This window comes from Vicinamibacterales bacterium (genome assembly GCA_036496585.1).
GTDB lineage: Bacteria > Acidobacteriota > Vicinamibacteria > Vicinamibacterales > 2-12-FULL-66-21 > JAICSD01.
The window spans coordinates 1-20,275 of the sequence record DASXLB010000038.1 but is presented as its reverse complement, the minus strand read 5'-3'; the positions used below and the strand labels follow the sequence as shown (position 1 = coordinate 20,275).

The 20,275-nt window shown below is 68.0% G+C and carries 14 protein-coding genes; 9 read left to right on the top strand and 5 right to left on the bottom strand.

From position 1 onward, the window contains the following. Window positions 1-30 precede the first annotated feature (30 nt). A complete protein-coding gene (gene surE / locus VGI12_12325) occupies window positions 31-813 on the bottom strand; it encodes a 5'/3'-nucleotidase SurE (GenBank protein HEY2433452.1) in 783 nt (260 codons plus the stop codon). Window positions 814-904: 91 nt separating this feature from the next. Between surE and hemH the strand changes: the two genes are divergently transcribed. The 3 genes from hemH to VGI12_12310 all read left to right on the top strand — a co-directional run bounded on the left by hemH (window position 905) and on the right by VGI12_12310 (window position 5,643). Further along, window positions 905-1,891 carry a ferrochelatase gene (gene hemH, locus VGI12_12320; protein HEY2433451.1) on the top strand — a complete coding sequence of 329 codons (987 nt, stop codon included), beginning with the start codon at window positions 905-907 and terminating at the stop codon, window positions 1,889-1,891. Window position 1,892: 1 nt separating this feature from the next. After that, window positions 1,893-3,725 carry a carboxypeptidase-like regulatory domain-containing protein gene (locus tag VGI12_12315; GenBank protein HEY2433450.1) on the top strand — a complete coding sequence of 611 codons (1,833 nt, stop codon included), beginning with the start codon at window positions 1,893-1,895 and terminating at the stop codon, window positions 3,723-3,725. A 94-nt stretch (window positions 3,726-3,819) separates the two neighbouring features. After that, window positions 3,820-5,643 carry a carboxypeptidase-like regulatory domain-containing protein gene (locus VGI12_12310; protein HEY2433449.1) on the top strand — a complete coding sequence of 608 codons (1,824 nt, stop codon included), beginning with the start codon at window positions 3,820-3,822 and terminating at the stop codon, window positions 5,641-5,643. Window positions 5,644-5,684: 41 nt separating this feature from the next. Here VGI12_12310 and VGI12_12305 read toward each other — a convergent pair whose 3' ends face one another. Next, on the bottom strand, window positions 5,685-6,422 hold the full coding sequence (locus tag VGI12_12305) for a hypothetical protein (GenBank protein HEY2433448.1): 738 nt from the start codon (window positions 6,420-6,422) through the stop codon (window positions 5,685-5,687). Between the two features lie 80 nt (window positions 6,423-6,502). Here VGI12_12305 and VGI12_12300 point away from each other — a divergent pair, with 80 nt between their 5' ends. The 3 genes from VGI12_12300 to ftsH all read left to right on the top strand — a co-directional run bounded on the left by VGI12_12300 (window position 6,503) and on the right by ftsH (window position 12,155). Continuing rightward, complete coding sequence (locus VGI12_12300; protein HEY2433447.1) at window positions 6,503-7,504, top strand: J domain-containing protein; 1,002 nt, start codon at window positions 6,503-6,505, stop codon at window positions 7,502-7,504. A gap of 5 nt (window positions 7,505-7,509) precedes the next feature. Continuing rightward, a complete protein-coding gene (gene clpB / locus VGI12_12295) occupies window positions 7,510-10,122 on the top strand; it encodes an ATP-dependent chaperone ClpB (protein ID HEY2433446.1) in 2,613 nt (870 codons plus the stop codon). Window positions 10,123-10,253: 131 nt separating this feature from the next. Next, window positions 10,254-12,155 carry an ATP-dependent zinc metalloprotease FtsH gene (ftsH, locus tag VGI12_12290; protein ID HEY2433445.1) on the top strand — a complete coding sequence of 634 codons (1,902 nt, stop codon included), beginning with the start codon at window positions 10,254-10,256 and terminating at the stop codon, window positions 12,153-12,155. Window positions 12,156-12,167: 12 nt separating this feature from the next. On the opposite strand, the gene VGI12_12285 is transcribed toward ftsH, so the two are convergent. Beyond that, on the bottom strand, window positions 12,168-14,069 hold the full coding sequence (locus VGI12_12285) for a sodium:solute symporter family protein (protein ID HEY2433444.1): 1,902 nt from the start codon (window positions 14,067-14,069) through the stop codon (window positions 12,168-12,170). 42 nt (window positions 14,070-14,111) lie between these two features. Between VGI12_12285 and mgtE the strand changes: the two genes are divergently transcribed. Next, a complete protein-coding gene (gene mgtE, locus VGI12_12280) occupies window positions 14,112-17,642 on the top strand; it encodes a magnesium transporter (protein HEY2433443.1) in 3,531 nt (1,176 codons plus the stop codon). A 59-nt stretch (window positions 17,643-17,701) separates the two neighbouring features. On the opposite strand, the gene VGI12_12275 is transcribed toward mgtE, so the two are convergent. Together VGI12_12275 and VGI12_12270 are read right to left on the bottom strand one after the other, a co-directional pair. Next, window positions 17,702-18,580, bottom strand: coding sequence for a hypothetical protein (locus tag VGI12_12275; protein ID HEY2433442.1), 879 nt, complete (start codon window positions 18,578-18,580; stop codon window positions 17,702-17,704). Beyond that, window positions 18,577-19,707: a universal stress protein gene (locus VGI12_12270; GenBank protein ID HEY2433441.1), complete on the bottom strand. Its 1,131-nt coding sequence runs from the start codon at window positions 19,705-19,707 to the stop codon at window positions 18,577-18,579. Before VGI12_12270 ends, VGI12_12275 begins: the two co-directional genes overlap by 4 nt. Before the next feature lie 198 nt (window positions 19,708-19,905). On the opposite strand from VGI12_12270, the gene VGI12_12265 reads away from it, so the two are divergent. Continuing rightward, window positions 19,906-19,995, top strand: coding sequence for a K(+)-transporting ATPase subunit F (locus VGI12_12265; protein ID HEY2433440.1), 90 nt, complete (start codon window positions 19,906-19,908; stop codon window positions 19,993-19,995). Between the two features lie 31 nt (window positions 19,996-20,026). Continuing rightward, window positions 20,027-20,275: potassium-transporting ATPase subunit KdpA (locus tag VGI12_12260; GenBank protein HEY2433439.1), on the top strand; the 249-nt coding region annotated here is incomplete at its 3' end.

The following is a 20,275-nucleotide window of genomic DNA, read 5'->3' as shown; positions in this document are numbered from 1 at the left end:
GCGCGACGCGTCGAGTCGGCCGGGACGGAATCATCTGGTCCGCGGCATCAGATCCAGTCGATCGAGCGCGAGTGATTCGAGCCTGGCGAGGGCGTCGTGGTCGGTCATGTCAGGCTGCAGCGGCGTGACGGAGACGTAGCCGTCGCGTACCGCCTGGAAGTCGGATCGGTCGTGCGGCTCCCAGGCGTTCTCGCCTTCTTCGATCCAGTAGTACGCCCTGCCGCGCGGATCGATCCGCTCGTCCACCGTCGTCACGTGGTTGCGCTTGGCCTGGACGGTGAGGCGGAATCCCTTCGGCGTGCCACCCGGGACGTTGAGGCTGAGAAACGTCTGTGGGCCGATGAGGCCGTCGCGCACGCCCTCGTTCAGCACCAGCGCCGCGATCGTCGCGGCGGCGGCGGCCGAGTGGCTGAAATCGTAGACGCCGAGCGTCCGCTCCTGCGACACCGCGATACTCGGCACCCCCAGCAGCGCGCCTTCGAGCGCCCCCGACACCGTGCCCGAATACGTCACGTCGTCCCCGAGGTTGTAGCCCTTGTTGATGCCCGACACGATGAGATCCGGCGGCGAGGGGTACAGTTTTGTGAAAGCGACGTTGACGCAGTCGCTCGGCGTGCCGTCCACCTCGTAGACCCCGTCGCGAAGCTGCTCCAGCCGGAGCGGCCGGCGCAGCGTCAGCGCGTGGCCGATGGCGCTCGCTTCGACGTGGGGCGCGACGACCAGCACCCGCCCCAGGACTCGGAGCGCGCCGGCCAGCGCGTGAACGCCCTCGGAGTGGACGCCATCGTCATTCGTAACGAGGATACTGCGCATCGGAAGGCGACAAGTATAGCGCCTCGCCAGCAACCCCGCCGACGCAGGCACGTCGTTCAAACCGCGCATCGGACAGGTACAATCGACCGCCGTGCGACCCTTCGATGCCGTGCTCGTCGTTGCCTTCGGCGGCCCGCAGGGTCCGGCCGACGTACGGCCGTTCCTGGAGAACGTGCTGCGCGGACGCCGCGTCGCTCCTGAACGGATCGACGAGGTGGCGCACCACTACGCGCGCTTCGGGGGCGTCTCGCCGCTGACCGAGTTGACGATGAGGCAGGCCGCGGCGGTCGGGGCGGCCTTGTACGCGCGCGACCTCGCTCTGCCGGTGCACGTCGGCATGCGCAACTGGCACCCGTACCTCGCGGACACGATGACGCGCATGGCCGACGCGGGCGTGCGGCGGGCCGTCGGGATCCTTGCGGCGGCGCAGCGCAGCTACTCCGGGTGTCTGCAGTACCGCGAGAACGTGCGCGATGCGCGCGCGGCAGTCGCAGCAACCGGACGGCGGCCGCCCGACATCGTCTATGTCGGCGATTGGCACGAGCACCCAGGGTTCATCGAAGCAAACGCCGATCACGTGCGGCGTGCGGCGGCGGACCTGCCGGAGACCCTGCGCGACAGCGCGCGGCTGATCTTTACGGCGCACAGCATTCCGGCGTCGATGGCCGCCACCTATCCGTACCAGGCCAACCTGCTCGCGTCGGCACGCCGGATTGCGCTCGCCGCCGGGCGGTCCGAGTGGGAACTCGTTTTTCAGAGCCGCAGCGGGCGTCCGGAGGACCCATGGCTGGAGCCGGACGTCTGCGACTACCTGCGCAAGGCCCCGATCGCCGCGGCGATTCTCTGCCCCGTGGGTTTTCTGTGTGATCACGTGGAAGTCCTCTACGACCTGGACGTGGAAGCGGCCGCCGTCTGCCGCGAGCGCGGCATCGCGCTGGCGCGTGCCGAAGCGGTGAACGACCATCCGCGCTTCGTCGACGCCTTGGCGGACGCGGTTTCCGAAACCTATGCCCGCTACGCGCGTAGTATTCCCCTGACCGTCGTTGCGCCTGGCGGCGGCATTCCCAGAAGGGCCTGAGATGCGCACGACGCGCCTCGCGTTCGCGTTCCTCCTCCTTGCGGCGCTCGCGCCGGCATCTGCGTCGGACATGGCCGGCGATCCCGCGCAGCAACCCATCCAGCTCAATCCCGGCGATTCGGCCATGCAGGTCCTGATGCCTGGGCGACAGGCGAAGACCGGTACCGGCAAGCTGCGCGGGCGCGTGCTGGCCGCCGACAGCGGTGCGGTGGTGCGGCGCGCCCAGGTGCGCATCAGCGGCTCCGACATCGGCACGAAGACGGCCTTCACCGATCCGCAAGGGCGCTACGAATTCAAGGATCTGCCGGCCGGGCGCTTCACAGTGAGCGTGACGAAATCGGGATTCGTGACGATGCAGTACGGCCAGAGCCGCCCTTTCGAGCCGGGCCGCCCGATCGAGCTCGCCGACGGACAGGTCATGGAGAAGGCCGACGTCGCGCTGCCGCGCGGCAGCGCCGTACAGGGGCACATCGTGGACGAATTCGGGGAGCCGGTCGCCGAAGCGGCCGTGAGCGCGATGCGCATGCAGTATTCGGGCGGCCGGCGGCGACTCGCGCCGATGGGGCGTAACTCCGTCACCAACGATCAAGGGTACTTCCGTCTCTACGGACTGCCTCCCGGTGAGTACTACCTCTCGGCCACTGTGCGCACGGTCGACACGATGGTGATGGACATGCTCGGGGCGAGCGGCGCCGGCGGACCGGTCGGCTCGAACAACAATTCCGGGTACGCCGCGTCGTACTATCCCGGCACCGCGAGCCCTGCCGAAGCGCAGCGCGTGGCGCTCGCGCTCGGACAGGAGTTGTCGAACGTCGACATTCAGATGCAGCCGGTGAAGCTGGCGCGCATCAGCGGCGTCGCCTCCGGATCCGACGGCAGTCCAATGACCGGCGCGCTGGTGATGCTGATGCCGGCGATGAAAGAAGCGGTCATGCTGATGCCGGGCGGCACGTCACGGACCGACAAGGACGGCAACTTCACCCTGACTGGCGTCGCCCCAGGCGAGTACTCCCTTCAGGTGCAGTCGATGGCCGCGCTGATGAACGCCGCCGCCCAGGCGATGTCAATGGTCGGCGGAAGCGAGGCCGGCGCCGGCGCTCCGCCGGCGCGGCCGGCCGAACGCGAGTTTGCCACCGCCACCGTCGCGGTGACGGGTGAAGACATCACCGGGCTGATCGTCACCGGCACGCGCGGCGCACATGCGGCGGGCCGCCTCGTATTCGACGGCGCGGCGCCGCCCGACAACCTGTCATCGCTCCGCGTGATGGCACAGGCGACCGATACCAGCGAAATGGCCGCGGCGGCGTCGCTGTTCGGCAATTCGACCGTGAGCGACCGCGGCACGTTCGACGTCGACAGCCTGGTGGGCGGGCGCAGTTTCCGGGTGGCGAATCTTCCGAAGGGCTGGCACTTCAAGCAGCTGACTCACGAGGGGATCGACATCAGCGATCGCGGCTACGACTTCAAGCCCGGCGAAGAGGTCCACGGTTTCGAGATCGTCCTGACGACCAAGACCCAGACCGTCGCCGGCGCCGTCGCAGCGGCCAACGGCGCCGCCGCGAAGGAATACACGGTCGTCGTGTTCGCGGAAGAGGCGCAGAAGTGGACAGTCCCGGACGGCCGCTGGGTCGCCTCGGCGCGCGCGGATCAGCAGGGGCAATTCAAGATCACCGACTTGCCGCCGGGCGCCTATCTCGCCATCGTGGTCGAATACGTGCCGCAGGGCGAATGGCGCGACCCGGCGTGGCTGGAACAAGCCGCGAAGAACGCCACCCGTTTCACGCTCGACGAAGGCGCCACCCGGACGCTCGATCTGAAACTGGGCGGGAGCTGAATCGCGGCGGGTCGACGGGCCGGGTCGATTGTTAAGAACGTAAAAAGTTCCCCGCGTCCTGCGGATCACTCCCCATCTCGTCCACAATAGCTCCATGCTCCGACAGTCAATCGCCGCCGCGTGTCTGTGTGCCGCCGCCCTGACGCCAGCCAGCGCGCAGGAAGTCCGTCAGACGATTCGCATCGAGGCCAGCGGCGGCGACGCTGGTCCGATCTCGTTTCTCCCGCCGGGGCGCGAGGCGAAGAAGGGCACGAGCGGACTGAAAGGACGCATCGTCGGGTCCGATGCCGGATCGCCGCTTCGCCGCGCGCAGGTCCGGATCAACGGCCCCGACATCGGCAGCAAGACGACGTTGACCGACGCGCAGGGACAGTACGAGTTCAGGGAGCTGCCGGCCGGCCGGTTCACCCTGACGATCACGAAATCGGGCTACGTCACGATGCAGTACGGACAGAGCCGGCCGTTCGAGCCAGGCCGTCCGATCGAGCTCGCCGACGCGCAACTGCTCGACAAGATCGACGTCGCCCTCCCGCGCGGCAGCGTTCTCGCCGGCCGTGTCGTCGACGAGTTCGGCGAGACGGTCGCCGACGCCGACGTCACGGCGATGCGTCTGCAGTATCAGAACGGCCGCCGCCGGCTCGTCGCCACCGGCCGCAACGCCTCGACGAACGACCTCGGCCAGTTCCGGATCTACGGCCTGCCGCCTGGCGAGTACTACGTGTCGGCGACGCTCCGCAACATGACGATGATGGCGATGGATCTCGTGGGCGGCGGCGCGGCGGGCGCAAACAGCCAGACGTCAGGCTATGCGTCGACCTACTATCCGTCGACGCCGAACGCGGGCGAAGCGCAGCGCGTGTCGGTCGCGATCGGCCAGGAGCTGACGACTGTCGACATCCAGCTTCAGCCGGTGAAGCTGGCGCGCGTGTCGGGCGCCGCGATCGGCTCCGACGGCAAGCCGATGGGTGGCGCGATCGTGATGCTGATGTCGTCAGCCAAGGACGCGTTGATGTTCGGACCGGGCGCGACGACGCGTACCGACAAGGACGGCAACTTCACGCTCACCGGTGTCACGCCCGGCGAGTATTCGCTGCAGGCGCAATCGAGCGGCGGCATGTTTCAGTCAACGGCGGGAGGCAACGTCATGGCGTTCGCCTTCACGATGAGCGACAGCCCTGCTGCGGGACCGGGGGCGGGCGAGCCGCAGCAGCGCGAGTTCGCGACGGCGAGTGTCAGCGTGGCAGGCGAAGACCTGACCGGGCTGGTACTCATGGGCACGCGAGGCGCGAAAGTGTCGGGCCGGATCGTGTTCGAAGGAGGGGCCAATCCCGACGGCGTGACCGGTATCCGCGTGACGACGCCGTCGACCGACGCCGACGCCGGTCCAACGCCGACGTTCGGCCTCGGTCAGGTCAAAGACGGCGGTGTCTTCGACATCGACAGTCTGGTGGGCGGTCACACGTTTCGGGCGGTCAATCTGCCGCGCGGCTGGATGCTGAAACGCGTGATGCTCAACGGCGAAGACGTCACCGACCGCGGCGTCGACTTCAAGCCTGGCGCCGACGTCAACGGGATCGACATCGAGCTGACGAACCGCCTGACCTCGATCGCCGGTACGGTAAGCGCCGCGACCGGACAGCCGGTGAAGAGCTACACGGTGGTCGTGTTTCCGGTCGACGAACAGAAGTGGGCCCTGCCGCAGAACCGCTGGACGGCGTCGACCCGCCCGAACCAGGACGGGGAATTCAAGCTCGCCAGCCTGCCGCCGGGCGAGTACTACGCCGCTGCCGTCGAATACGTCGCCCAAGGCGACTGGCAGGACCCGGAGTGGCTGGCCCGCGCCGCCAAGACCGCGACGCGGTTCGCGCTCGACGAGGGGGCCAGCAAGACGCTCGAGTTGAAGCTGTCGGGCTCGTAGGAGACTCGCGGCCGGCGGCGGCCAATCCCCGCCGCGCCCGGTCACGACTCGTTGAGCAGCTCTTGCGCCTCGTCGTCAGTGTCGGGGGTGTCGGGCATCGGCCCCTTGCGGCGGGCGTAGGCATACGAGACGAGGAAGATCGCGGCGATCAGGCCGAACGAGATCCATCTGTTGATCTGGAAATGGATCCATCCATCCGCGTGCAGGTATTCGAGGAGCAGCTTGATGCCGACCCACGCGATGATGATGAACGCCCCGTCCACGATCGCCGGGTAACGGCGAACCATCGATAGCAGCTGCGCGATGACGACGCGGATGGCGAGGATGCCGAGCAGGCCGCCCGAGAGCACGACCCAGAACTTCTTCGACATCGCGACCGCGACCAGGATCGAGTCCACGGAGAACGCGATGTTCACCAGCTCTACTTTCACGACCGTCGCCCAGAGCGGCGACAGGCCCAGCCACGGGCGCGCCGGCTGAATCCGCGTGCGCGCGGCTTCCCCGCCGCCACGCCAGAAGTGCTGGTAAGACAGGTAGAGCAGGTAGAGCCCGCCGGCGAGCTGGACGACTCCGATTCTGATCAGGTAGGCGGCGAGCAGCGTCGCGACAGCGCGGAACGCGAAGGCGCCGGCGAGACCGTAGCGCAGCGCTTTCTTCTGATCCCGGCGCGGTAGGCCGAGGATCATCATCGCCAGGACGAGGGCGTTGTCGGCACTGAGGAGCCCTTCGAGGACGACCAGCAGGCCGATGTTGACGAAATCCGCGACTTGGACGTCCATGCGCCGGCGATCTCAACTCTATCAGCCGCTGCCGGGCGCGCCAGTGGACGGCCACGCGCCGGCGGAGTACTTTAGAGAGAGTGGAATTCAAGGACTACTACGCCACGCTCGGCGTCGCGAAGACGGCGACCGAGAAGGAAATCAAGGCCGCGTTCCGGAAACTGGCGCGCAAGCACCACCCGGACGTCAACCCTGGCGACAAGTCGGCCGAGTCGCGCTTCAAGGAGATCAACGAGGCCTACGAGGTGCTCGGCGATTCAGACAAGCGTCGAAAATACGACGAGCTTGGCGCGAACTGGCGCATGTACGAGCAGGCGCAGCAGCATGGGCAGCCGTTCCCGGGCGGGTCGCCGTTTGGCGGCGGCGCCGGCGACAGTGGCGCCTGGACGATCAACATGGGCGGGCCCGGCGGCCACCGGACGCTCTCGGAAGAAGAAATGCGCGACATGTTCGGGACGGACGATCCGTTCTCGAGCTTCTTCCACACGTTCTTCGGGGGCAGCGGTGGCGCGGCGGGTGAAGGGCGCGCCCGCGGCCGCGCGCCGCGCCCGGCCAAGGGGCGCGACATCGAGTCGGAGGCGGAACTCACGCTCGAAGAGGCGTATCACGGCGCGATGCGCCGGATCTCGATCACACTCGGCGGCCGCGCCCGCACCGTCGACGTGCGGATCCCGGCGGGCGTCAAGGACGGATCGCGGGTGCGCGCGGCCGGCGAGGGAGAGCCCGGGGGCGGCGGCGCCGCGTCGGGCGACCTGTTTCTACGCGTCCAGATCAAGCCGCACCCGGTCTTCGAGCGCCGCGGCGACGACTTGCATCTGAAGGTCTCGATCCCCCTCACCATCGCCGTGCTGGGCGGCGAATCGCAGGTGCCGACGATCACCGGGTCGGTTCGCCTGAAGGTCCCCGAAACGACGCAGTCTGGACAGGTGTTCCGGCTCAAGGGGCATGGCATGCCGCTCGTCGGCAAGACCGACGTGAAGGGGGATCTCTACGCGACGGCCGACGTCCAGCTCCCCCGCTCCCTCAGCAAGGATCAGCGCGCCCTCTGGGAACAGATCAGGCGGACGGAGAGTCATAGCTAGAGGCCATGAACATTCAGAAGTACACCGAAAAGGCCCAGGAAGCGATCGCCGCCGCCCAGCAGCTCGCGGACCGCGACGGTCATCCTGACATCACTCCGGAGCACCTGCTGCTGGCGCTCGTCGAGCAGCAAGGGGGGATCGTTCCCGAGATCCTGCGCAAGCTCAACGCCGACCCGGCGCGGGTCGCCGCCGAGGTGCGTGCGGAGCTCGGCAAGAGCCCGAGCGCGCACGGCGGTTCGCAGCCCGGGCTCTCGGCGCGCCTTCGAAGCGTGACGGCCGCGGCAGAGTCGGAAGCCGAGCGGCTGAAGGACGACTACGTCAGCACCGAGCATCTCCTGCTGGCGATCGCCGCCGAAACCGGCCGCACGGCTGCCTCGGCTCGCCTGCTGCAGAAATACGGCGCCACCAAGGACGCCGTCCTGCAGGCGCTCGCCTCTGTCCGCGGCAGCCAGCGCGTCACCTCGCAGAATCCCGAGGGCACCTACCAGTCGCTCGAGAAGTACGGGCGCGACCTCACGGAGCTGGCGAAGAAGGGCAAGCTGGATCCGGTGATCGGCCGCGACGAGGAAATCCGCCGGGTCATCCAGGTGCTGTCCCGGCGCACCAAGAACAACCCGGTGCTCATCGGCGAACCCGGCGTCGGCAAGACCGCCGTCGTCGAGGGGCTGGCGCAGCGAATCGCGCGACAGGACGTGCCCGAGGGGCTCAAGAACAAGAAAGTCGTCGCGCTCGACATGGGCGCGCTCGTCGCCGGCGCGAAGTATCGCGGCGAATTCGAGGAGCGGCTGAAGGCGGTCCTCAAGGAGGTCGCCGACGCCCAGGGACAGGTCGTGCTTTTCATCGACGAACTCCACACCGTGGTCGGGGCCGGTGCGGCGGAGGGCGCGATGGACGCCGCCAACATGCTCAAGCCGATGCTGGCGCGCGGCGAGCTGCACACGATCGGCGCCACGACGCTCGACGAGTACCGCAAGTACATCGAGAAGGACGCCGCGCTCGAGCGCCGCTTCCAGCCGGTGATGGTCGGCGAGCCGACCGTCGAGGACTCGATCAGCATCCTGCGCGGCTTGCGCGAGCGCTACGAGATCCACCACGGCGTGAAGTTCAAGGACGCGGCACTCGTCGCCGCGGCGGTGCTCAGCCACCGCTACATCACCGATCGCTTCCTCCCGGACAAGGCGATCGATCTCATCGACGAAGCGGCGTCGCGCCTGCGCATGGAGATCGATTCGATGCCGGCCGAGCTCGACGAAGTGAAGCGCCGCATCATGCAGCTCGAGATCGAGCGCGAGGCGCTGCGCAAGGAAAAGGACGCCGCGTCGATCGAGCGGCTCGGCAAGCTCGAAAAGGAGCTGGCGAATCTCAAGGAACAGGAGACGCAGCTCGCCGCGCACTGGCAGCAGGAGAAGGACGCCATCCAGGCCTCCCGCAAGCTGAAGGAGGATCTCGAACAGGCCAAGATCGAGCTGCAGCGGCTCCAGCAGGCCGGCGACTACGCGAAGGCGTCCGAGATCCAGTACGGCCGTATCCCGGACATCGAGCGCCGGACCAAGGAGGCCGAGCGGGGGCTCGCCGAACTGCAGCAGCACCAGCGGATGCTGAAGGAAGAGGTCGACGAAGAAGACATCGCCGAAGTCGTCGGACGCTGGACCGGCATTCCGGTGAGCCGGCTGATCGAAGGGGAAATCCAGAAGCTGATCCGCATGGAGGAGCGACTTCATCAGCGGGTCGTCGGGCAGGAAGAAGCGATCGCCGCCGTCGCCAACGCGATCCGCCGTGCCCGCGCCGGCCTCCAGGATCCCAACCGTCCGCTCGGCAGTTTCATTTTTCTCGGGCCGACCGGCGTCGGCAAGACCGAGCTGGCGCGCGCCCTCGCCGAGTTCCTGTTCGACGACGAGCAGTCGACGATTCGCATCGACATGTCGGAGTACCAGGAGAAGCACACCGTCTCGCGCCTGATCGGCGCGCCACCCGGATACGTCGGCTATGAGGATGCCGGCCAGCTTACAGAAGCCGTCCGACGCCGCCCCTACTCCGTCGTGCTCTTCGACGAGATCGAAAAGGCGCACCCGGAGGTGCTGAACGTCATGCTGCAGCTGCTCGACGACGGGCGGCTGACCGACGGCAAGGGACGCACGGTCGATTTCAAGAACACGGTCGTGATCATGACCTCGAACATCGGCAGCCACTTCATCGCGGAAACGGCGATCAAGGGGGAACCGATGACCGAGGGCACCAAACGCGAGGTGATGGACGCGCTGCGCACGCACTTCCGGCCGGAGTTCATCAACCGCGTCGACGACATCATCGTCTTCCACGCGCTCACCCGCGACCAGATGCGCCACATCGTCGACATCCAGTTGCGCGGCCTGGTCAAGCGGCTGGAGGATCGCAAGATCCACGTCGAGCTGACCGATCGCGCCAAGGACCTGATCATCGAGGAAGGCTACGACCCCACCTACGGCGCGCGCCCGCTGAAGCGGACGATCCAGCGGCGGATCCTCGATCCGCTCGCCATCAGGGTGCTGGAGGGCGGCTTCCGCGAGGGAGACTCCGTCGACATCGACGCCCGCGCCGGCGAGCTGACGTTCGCCAAGGCGCAGCCGGTGCTGCATTAGCGTCGAGGCTGGCTTAGGCGTCGGACCAGGTCAGACGCCGCTGCCGGTCGGGATGTCCCATGCCGGCGAATAGCACGCAAGCACGCGCGGCCCGGACACGGCGTGGCGAGTCACGATAGAGTTAGAGAAGGATGGCCGACACGACCCAGCGCCCCAAGAATCGCCGTGGCAGCGACCGCCGCCCCGGTCCTCGCTCCGCGCCTGGCGGCGCTGTCTGGTACGTACTCGGCTTCCTGCTGCTGCTGGCGCTCGCTCAGGCGTTCTTCTACCAGATCCAGAACGGCGAGACGATTCCCTATTCCGACTTCAAAGTCCTCGTCCGCGAGAACAAGGTCCAGGAGGTCACCCTCTCCGACGACCGGCTGCATGGCACGCTGAAGCAGGTCGGCAGCGAGAAGACGGGCAAGCCGTTCAGCGTCATCCGCGTCGTCGACGCGAAGCTGCCCGAGGATCTCGAAGCGCATGGCGTCAAGTACTCCGGCGAGGTGGCGAGCCGCTGGCTGTCGGACGTGCTCGGCTGGGTCGTCCCGCTGCTCTTCATCGTCGGGCTGTGGACGTTCTTCCTGCGCCGCATGGGAGGCGCGGAAGGGGGCGTGATGTCGTTCGCCCGCAGCAAGGCGAAGATCTACTCCGACGACGACGTCAAGGTGAGCTTCGGCGACGTTGCCGGCGTCGACGAGGCAGAAGAGGAACTGAAGGAGATCGTCGAGTTCCTGCAGACGCCGAAGAAGTACACGAGCATCGGTGGCAGGATCCCGAAGGGCGTGCTGCTCGTCGGCCCGCCGGGCACCGGCAAGACCCTTTTGGCGCGGGCCGTCGCCGGCGAGGCGAAGGTGCCGTTCTTTTCGCTGAGCGGCTCGGAGTTCGTCGAGATGTTCGTCGGCGTCGGCGCCGCCCGGGTCAGGGACCTCTTCTCGCAGGCCGAGAGCAAGGCTCCCTGCATCGTGTTCATCGACGAACTGGACGCGCTCGGCAAGGTGCGCATCCAGACGCCGATGGGCTCGCACGAGGAGCGCGAGCAGACGCTGAACCAGCTGCTCGCCGAGATGGACGGCTTCGACGGTCGCAAGGGGATCATCATCATGGGGGCGACCAACCGCCCCGAAGTGCTCGATCCCGCGCTGCTCCGCCCCGGACGGTTCGATCGGCAGGTGCTCGTCGACAAGCCGGACGTACGCGGCCGTGAGGACATCCTGCGCATCCACGCCAGGACGGTGAAGATCGGCGCCAACGTCGATCTCAAGGTGGTCGCGGCGCGGACGGCCGGGTTCGCCGGGGCCGATCTGGCCAATCTGGTGAACGAGGCAGCGCTGCTCGCGGCGCGCAAGGACAAGCCGGCGGTCGACCGGAAGGACTTCGACGACGCGATCGATCGCATCATCGCGGGCCTCGAGAAGAAGCGCGCGATGAGCGACCGGGAGCGGCGCATCGTCGCCTACCACGAGGCGGGCCACGCGATCGTCGCGAGCGTGCTGCCGAACCTCGATCCGGTCCACAAGATCTCGATCATCGGGCGCGGTTTCGGCGCGCTCGGCTACACCATGCAGCTGCCGCTCGAGGATCGCTACCTGATGAGTCGATCCGACCTCAACTCGCAGCTGGCCGTCCTGCTCGGCGGCCGCTCGGCCGAGGAAATCGCCTTTGCCGAGATCTCGACCGGCGCAGCCAACGATCTGCAGCGCGCGACCGACATCGCGCGCGCCATGGTCACGGAATACGGCATGAGCGACGCGCTCGGCGCCGTCAACTACGACGGGCAGCGCGGCACGAAGTTTCTCGACGCGGCGTTCATGAGCGAGCGCGGACCGCACTCCGAAGATACCGCGCAGCAGATCGACGGCGAGATCAAGCGGATCCTGACCGAGGCCCACAACGAGGCACGCCGCGTCCTGCGCGAGCGCCGGGAGTTCCTCGACGAGCTCTCCCGCCGCCTGCTCGACAAGGAGGTCGTCGAAGGCGACGAGCTCCGCGCGCTGCTCGGCCCGACGCCGCCAAAAGAAGCCGACACGGTTCCGCCCGTCATCCCGGATTAGCCGCCCTCCGGATCAGGGCGCTTCAACAGGATCGAAATTCGCGTTCCGCCGGCTGTCCGTCCAAAGCGTGTTGACGGTGTAGACCAGCACCCCCGCGCTGACCGCGAAGACGGCGGTCAGGCCCAGTGCCTGGAGCGAACGCCCGTAGAGCAATTCCCCTATTCCGAACAGCGCCGACCAGATCGTCAGGCAGCCGGCGATCCAGCCGATCGCCGCGCGGAAGAGGCTGTCTTCGGTTGCGGCGGCCTCCGCGTCGGAAATGCCGGCGGCGATACGGATCGGCGTCCAGCCCGGCCCTGAGGGATGCACCTGGCGGTAGAACGCGACGAGACGCTCGCGGCTGGTCTGGCTCCCGACGAAGGCCGTGACGAGCCATGCCAGGGTCGTGAACGCCACGGAATAGATCACGCTGTCCGCGAATGGCAGCGGATGCCCCGCTTTGCGCATCAAGAAGAACGTCACCGAGATCGAAAACGAGCTGACCATCGCCACGACCTCGCACCAGGCGTTGATCCGCCACCAGTACCAGCGAAGGATGTACAGCAGTCCGGTGCCGGCGCCGATCGAGATCAGCACCTCGAAGGCGTCCTGCGCCGACTCGAGCAGCCGGCTCAGGCAGGCCGCGACGACGTAGAGCACGAGCGTGCAGAGGCGGCCGACCGCGACATAGTGCCGTTCGTCGGCGGTTGGCCGCAGGAAACGGCGGTAGAAATCGTGAACCAGGTACGACGATCCCCAGTTGAGATGCGTCAGGATCGTCGAGGAGTTGGCCGCGATCAGCCCTCCGACCATGAGGCCGACGAAGCCGGCGGGCATGAACATCAGCATCGCGGAAAACGCGCTGTCGTGGCCGATGAGCGTGGGATCCGCGTTCGGAAAGGCCGCTTGGATATCCTTCAGTTCAGGGAAGACGAGAATCGAACAGAGCGCGGTGATGATCCACGGCCACGGCCGGATCACGTAGTGCGCGAGATTGAAGAAAAGCGTCCCGGCGAGCGCGTCCTTCTCCGATCGTGAAGCCAGCATGCGCTGGGCGATATAGCTGCCGCCGCCGGGCTCAGATCCCGGGTACCAGTTGGCCCACCACCCGATCGCGACCGGCACGATGAAGATCATCAGTGCCAGCTCGCCCGTCGAGAAGTTCGGGAGGAGCGCGAGATAGGGCTGGCCGGTGCCATCGATCGCCGAAGCAACCGGGCTGGCGCCGTGCATGATGACCTGCTGGCCGCCGAGCGTGTGGACGAGCGTGTGCAGCCCGACGAGCGCGCTGTCGCCGAGCCCCGCGTGCTGGGCCACTGCCTTCAGCGAGAAGTAGGCCGCCGCCACCACGGCCGTCATCTTCACGAAGAACTGCACCATGTCGATGACCAGCACGCCCCACAGGCCGGCGTGCGCGGCAAAGATGACGTTGAGGACGCCGCACACGGCAATCGTCTGCCAGGGGGCGAGCCCGAACAGGATGTTGGCGATCTTGCAGGCGGCGAGCGTGACCATCGCCATGATGAAACAGTTGAAGAACAGTCCCAGGTAGACAGCGCGGAACCCGCGCACGACGGATGCCGCGGCGCCCGAGTAGCGGAGCTCGTAGAACTCGAGGTCGGTCATCACCCCCGACCGGCGCCAGAGCCGCGCGAAGAAGAACACCGTGGCGACGCCGCTCAGGACGAACGCCCACCACTGCCAGTTGCCCGCGACACCGTACTGCCGCACCTGCTGCGTCACCCAGTTCGGCGTGTCGCTGCTGAACGTCGTGGCGACCATCGACAGGCCCGCGAGCCACCATGGCACCGAGCGACCCGACACAAAGAACTCCGAGGTGCTCCGTCCGGCCAGCCTGCCGAAGAAGAGCGCCGGGAAGAAGCAGACGACGAGGATGATCGCGGCGATCAGCCAGTCGATCGGCTGAAGATGCATGGGCGCCGATGATACATCGCTGGGTTACGATGGGTGGCGTTCATGACCACGCCGCCGTCGACACGTGTGCGCATCGTGCTCGCCACGCGCGCGCTGGTGTCGTTCGCGTCGGCGTCGCGGGCCGCGGCGCTGGCGATCCCCGACCTGGGGTTCGCGGCTTTTTACGTGGCATCGATAGCGATTGCCGGCGCCGGATCCGCCGGCCCGTGGCTGGTGCTCGGCGCGGTCGGTATCGGCCTCCTCTGCCGGGCCATCGACGTCGAGAGCTGGGCGCTCCTGGTGCCGGGCGGTATGCCCGGGCGCGTCGAGCGGGCGTTCGGGGCGCGAGCCTCGCTGGCCGCATCGGCGACGGTCCTCGTCGAGCGCCTCCTCGCCGCAGCCCTCGCGTGCGAGGTCTTCGGCCACTACGCCGGCACGGCCGCGTTCGCGGTGTCCGGGGTGCGTCGATTCGTGCGCCAGGCGACGATCGCCGACGTCGCGACCGCGGCGGCGCTGCTCCTGCTGGGCTATCTCTGGATCCGCGCTCGAACCGGCCACCTGCTCGGCGTCCGCGAGCGGGTGCGGAACATCTGGGTGTCCTCGGCGGTGCTGATCGGCCTGGTGGCCGGGGTCTGGCTCACGGGCATCGCGCGGACCGGCTGGCCGGGCGTCGTCCTGCCGGCTTTTCCGATCGAGCTGCGGCCGTCGTGGTCGGGCGTGCTGCCGGCCGCGGCGACGATCATCGGCCTGCTGCGGGCGCTCGCTTGGGCGCTCCCGGCGATCGGCGGCGGCGAGGGCCTGTGGCGGGTCGCCGGCGAGCTCGAGCCGCCGCGGATCCGCGGCCTGCACCGCACGGCCGTCATCGTCGGCGCATTCTCGGTGGTCGTGACCGCCGGCTCGACGTTTCTCTTCGCCGGGCTCATCCCTGAAGCCGCGAGGCCAGCCTGGATGGGCGCGCCCCTGCTCGCCCTGGTGGCGCAGCTCGCGGCGCCGAGGTGGCTGGCGGCGCTGGTCACGCTCGCCCTGATTGTGGTGGCCGCGTTCATGCTCGCGCAGGCGGCGCGATCGGCGCTGACGGCGGTGGAAACCGCGGTGAGCCGCCTGTCGACGCGCGGCGTGCTGTCGGACATGTTCCGCGTCGCCCATCCGACGTTCGGCACGCTCGCCCGGACGGTCGACACGGTCGCCTTCGCCGCGGCCGTCGTCATCGTGACGAGCAGCGGGCGCGTCGAATGGCTGGCGCGGGCCTACACGGCGAGCCTGGCGTTCTCGATCGTCCTGCACGTGGCCGCCCTGATCCGGCTGCGCGCCAGGCGCGGCGAACCGTCGATCGGTGCGGCGCTGCCCGGGCGCTTCGCGGCGGCCTGGTGGGGACCGGCGCTGTGGGCGGTGCTGGCGCTGCTGGCGCTGCCGGAGCTGGCCCTCCTTGGGTACCGCGACGCTCCGACGATGACCGCGACGCTAATGCTGCTGGCGGTCGCGGTCACCTTGGTCATGTCGCGCGGCGAGTTCGCGCCGGCGGCGCCGCTTGCCGAGTTCGACGCCTTCCAGCTGCGTCCGTCCGACGAGCTGTCACTGGAGCGCGTCGATCCACGACCAGGCTGCCTGCTGGTGTCGGTGCGCAATCCGCACGCGCTGATGCACGTGGCGGCGGCTCTCCGGACGCCCCGCGACCGCGACATCGTCGTCATGACCGCGCGGCTGCGCGATGTCGACGTCGAGGAGGACGGACTCGACGACACGACGCCAACCGCCGCGGAGCAGCTGCTCTTCGCGCGGGTGCTGGCGATTGCCGAGCGCTATGCCAGGCCGGTGCGGCTGCTGGTCGTACCGGCGAGCGACGTCTTCGACGCGATCGTCGCGGCGCTGGCGCGGCTGCAGGCGTCGGAGCTCTACGTCGGCGAGTCGGCGACGCTCTCGGCGGAGGCGCAGGCGAGGTTCCTCGGCGAGGCGTGGGAGCGCGGGCCTCACCGAGTCGCCGGCGATGTTCGCCTGGTCATTCACCACGCCAGCGGCCGCGCCGACATCTTCCACATCGGCGCCCACGCGCCGGCGCTCAGCGCACGCGATCTCGAGCTGATTCACAGCATCTGGCTGGATGCCGCCAGGTCCATCGGTCCTCATATCCATCATCACGACGTCGTCAGAGCCGCATTGACTCAAATGGCCCAACAACTGAACGGTCCAGAGCGCGACAGCGCACTGCAGGCGATACGGCAGGTGGCCAAGCCCGCCGACGAGCTTGCCACCGCCGTCCGCACGCGCGACTTCACGCAGCTTCGCGACATCGTCAGGAACCGCCCGGCGGCGGATCTCGCCGAGCTGCTCGCTGACCTGAATCTCGACGACCAGGCGGTGGTGTTCCGGCTCCTGCCGCGCCGCGACGCCGCGGCGACATTCGAGTATCTCGCGCAGGACGCCCGCGAGGCGCTGCTCAAGACGCTGTCGAAAGAGGACGTCGCCGGCCTGCTCAACAACATGGCGCCAGACGACCGCACCATGTTCCTGGAGGAACTGCCCGCCACCGCCACCCGCGAACTGCTCGCGCTGCTCACGCCGAAAGAGCGGGCGATCGCCGTCACCCTGCTGGGCTATCCCGAACACACGGTCGGGCGCCTGATGACGCCCGACTATGTGGCCGTCCACGAGGACTGGACCGTTCAGCAGGTGCTCGACTACGTGCGCACGCACGGGCAGGACTCCGAGACGCTGAACGTCATCTACGTCGTCGATCCGCAGGGCGGGCTGACCGACGACATCCGGATCCGCGAGTTCCTGCTCACCGATCCGGCGCGCAAGGTGTCGGACCTGATGGACCGCCGCTTCGTCGCGTTGAAGGCCACCGACGATCAGCAGACCGCGGTGGCCGCCTTCCGCCAGCACGATCGCTCGGCGCTGCCGGTCACCGACACCGCCGGAGTCCTGATCGGCATCGTCACAATCGACGACGTGCTCGACGTGGCCGAGAGCGAGGCGACGAAAGACATCCAGCGCATCGGCGGTTCGGAGGCGCTCGACGAACCGTACATGGAGATCGGCTTCCTCAAGATGGTGCAGAAGCGGGCCGGCTGGCTGACGGCGCTGTTCCTCGGCGAAATGCTGACCGCCACGGCGATGGGGTTCTTCGAGCATGAGATCGAGAAGGCGGTGCTGCTCGCGCTGTTCGTGCCGCTCATCATCTCGAGCGGCGGCAATTCGGGGTCGCAGGCCTCGACGCTGGTGATCCGCGCGCTGGCGCTCGGCGAGCTGACGCTGCGCGACTGGTGGAAGGTGATGCGGCGCGAGCTGGGGGCGGGGCTCGCGCTTGGTACGATCCTGGCCATCGTCGGCTTCCTGCGCATTACGGTGTGGTCGGCCTTCTCCGACATCTACGGACAGCACTGGCTCCTGCTGGCATTTACCGTCGCCTTCGCGCTGGTCGGGGTGGTGATGTGGGGCACGTTGATCGGATCGCTGCTGCCGCTGCTGCTGCGCCGGCTTGGCTTCGATCCGGCCACGTCCTCCGCCCCGTTCGTCGCGACGCTCGTTGACGTCACCGGGCTGGTGATCTACTTCTCGGTGGCATTGGTGGTGCTGCGCGGGACGTTGCTTTAGAGACCGCGCTCCTCGTGCGCGCGCCACATGCGCAGGACGATCGCCGCGAATCGACGCGCCTATTCCCAGCGTCCCTTGGGGTAGCCGCGGTGGGCCAGCGCGTCGCGCAGCTCGCGCAAGCTCTGATCGCAGGGGGGAATCAGCTGCTGCTTCTGATTCAGCGACAGTGCCAGCGAGCGAACGTTGGTGTTGCGCCGCGACAGCGTGATGATCTGGGCGTTGACGCTCACGAACCGATCCAGGGCGTTGGCCGCAGCCGTGAGTTTCGGCCGGGATGCGGCGTCGACGAGCGGGGCCAGATCGCCCAGCGCGCCGCGCGCCATCGTCTCCTCGGCCTGCATCGATGTCTCGAATCTCGTCATCGACGCGTCCTCGGCGGCGGCGATGTGCGGTCCCTGCAGGACCTGGATCTCGCGGATCGCCGCCAGCGCGGTCGCGGCGGTCGCTCTTACGCGCCAGGCGTCGCGCGTCTGGGCGGCGGTGAGCGCCTGCACTGCGTCGCGAAACGCACCGGCCGCCGCCTCGCCGGCGTCGAACGACAGGCGCTGAGCCTTGAGGTTGGTGTTTTCGACCGCAAGGTCCAGGATCTGTCCGTCGAGCGTCTCATACGCGGCGAAGCGGCCGGCGAACTGATCCAGCATCCGCTTCTCGTCGGTATAACCGAGCTGATCGAGCAGCGGCCGCAACGCATCGATGTCGCGATGCGCCGCCTGTCTCGCGGCAATCGCGTCCTGCGCGTCGCGGACCGACTCCGCATCCGTCTCGGCCATCACAGCGCGGTTGGAGGCGTCGACCGCCCGGGTGAACGCCAGCTGCAGATCGGCGGCAGCCTGGCGCGCGGCGGCGAGTCTGGCGAGGGCGCCATTGACGTCGCCACAGCCGGCCGCGACAAGCGATGCGGCCAGCGCGACCGCCGGCAGGCCATGTGACACTTTCATAAGGGCACCACCTGTACGGCCGCGTCCTTGACCTCTTCGAGAAAGCGGTTGAGCGTCGACCCCTTCATCAGAATCTCCAAACGCGTCCGCGACGACTGGCCGAAGATGACGTGGGTGATGCCCTCGCGCTGGGCGAAGGCGACGAGGCCGTCGGCGGGCCGGTCCGCCTTGACGCGCACGACCGTCGCGCCGAGCGATTCGGCGAGGGAGATGTTGCGCTGCAGCTGCTCGCGATCGGCCGTCCCGATCCGCTCGGGCAGCTCCGACGGCGTCTCGACGTAGACGGCGTACCAGCGCGCCCCGAGCCGGCCGGCGATGCGGGCCCCGGCCCGGATGACGCGCGGCGCGCTGAGGCTGGCGCTCGTGCATACCATGACGCGCTCGGGGATGAGCCCGGGCTCCAGCCCCTCGCGCTGGCGGTAGGACGCCGCCTTCTCCCCCACTTCGTCGGCGACCGCGCGCAGCGCCAGCTCGCGCAGCGTCGACAGGTTGCCCTCGCGGAAGAAGTTGGTCAGCGCCTGCTCGATCTTCTCCGGACGGTAGATCTTTCCCTGGCGGAGCCGGGCGCGCAGGTCCTCGACAGTCACGTCGACGTTGACGACGTCGTCGGCGCGATCGAGGAACGTGTCCGGCACGGTCTCGCGCACGCGCACGCCGGTGACGCGGCTGACCAGATCGTTGAGCGTCTCGAGGTGCTGGACGTTGACGGCCGTCATCACGGTGATGCCGGCGTCGAGCAGCTCGATCACGTCCTGGTACCGCTTCTCGTGCCGGCTGCCGGGCACGTTGGTGTGCGCGAGCTCGTCGACGACGCAAATCTGCGGCTTGCGCGCGAGCAGCGCGTCGAGATCCATCTCCTCGAGTTCGACCCCCTTGTGCGGCAGTGCCTTCTTCGGGACGATCTCGAGGTCAGCGACCTGCGCGTCCGTCTCGACGCGGCCGTAGGTCTCGACCAGGCCGACGACGATGTCGGCGCCGCTCGCCTTCAACGCGACCGCATCCTTGAGCATACGGTACGTCTTACCGACCCCTGGCGCGGCACCGATGTAGACGCGCAGCCTGGCGCGTGTCTCGCTCCTCAGGCGGTCCAGGAGCTGGTCCGCCGATGGGCGCGCAATCTCCGGCATGCCTTCATGCTAACGGCTCGAGATCGCTGCGGGTCACGGGTTTACGTTCTTTTTATGGGTTTCTAAGTCCGTTTGAACGGGCCCGTGCCTACGCTGGGTAGCAGGAGACAACATGCTCGACGTCCTGTTCGTGGTCATCAGCGCCCTCTTCTTCGTCGTCGCCGCGGCCTACGTGCGTGGCTGCGAGAGGCTGAAACCATGACGCTCGACACCATCCTCAGTCTCGTCGTGACGGCGGGCCTGCTGGTCTACCTCACCTACGCGCTGTTGAAACCGGAGAGGTTCTAATGCGTCTTCCGAGCCTCGCGCTGGTGGCTGAATGACTGTCAACGGTTGGCTGCAAATCGGCGTGTACCTGCTGGCGATCCTCGCCGTGACGCCGCTCCTCGGCCGGTTCATGACGCGGGTGTTCAACCGGGAGCGCACCTGGCTCGATCCGGCTCTGCGCCCGATCGAGCGGCTGATCTACGCCGCGACGGGCGTCGACGAGACGCACGAGATGCGCTGGACGGAATACGCGGCGGCGATGCTGCTGTTCAGTGTGGTCTCGATGCTCGTGCTCTACCTG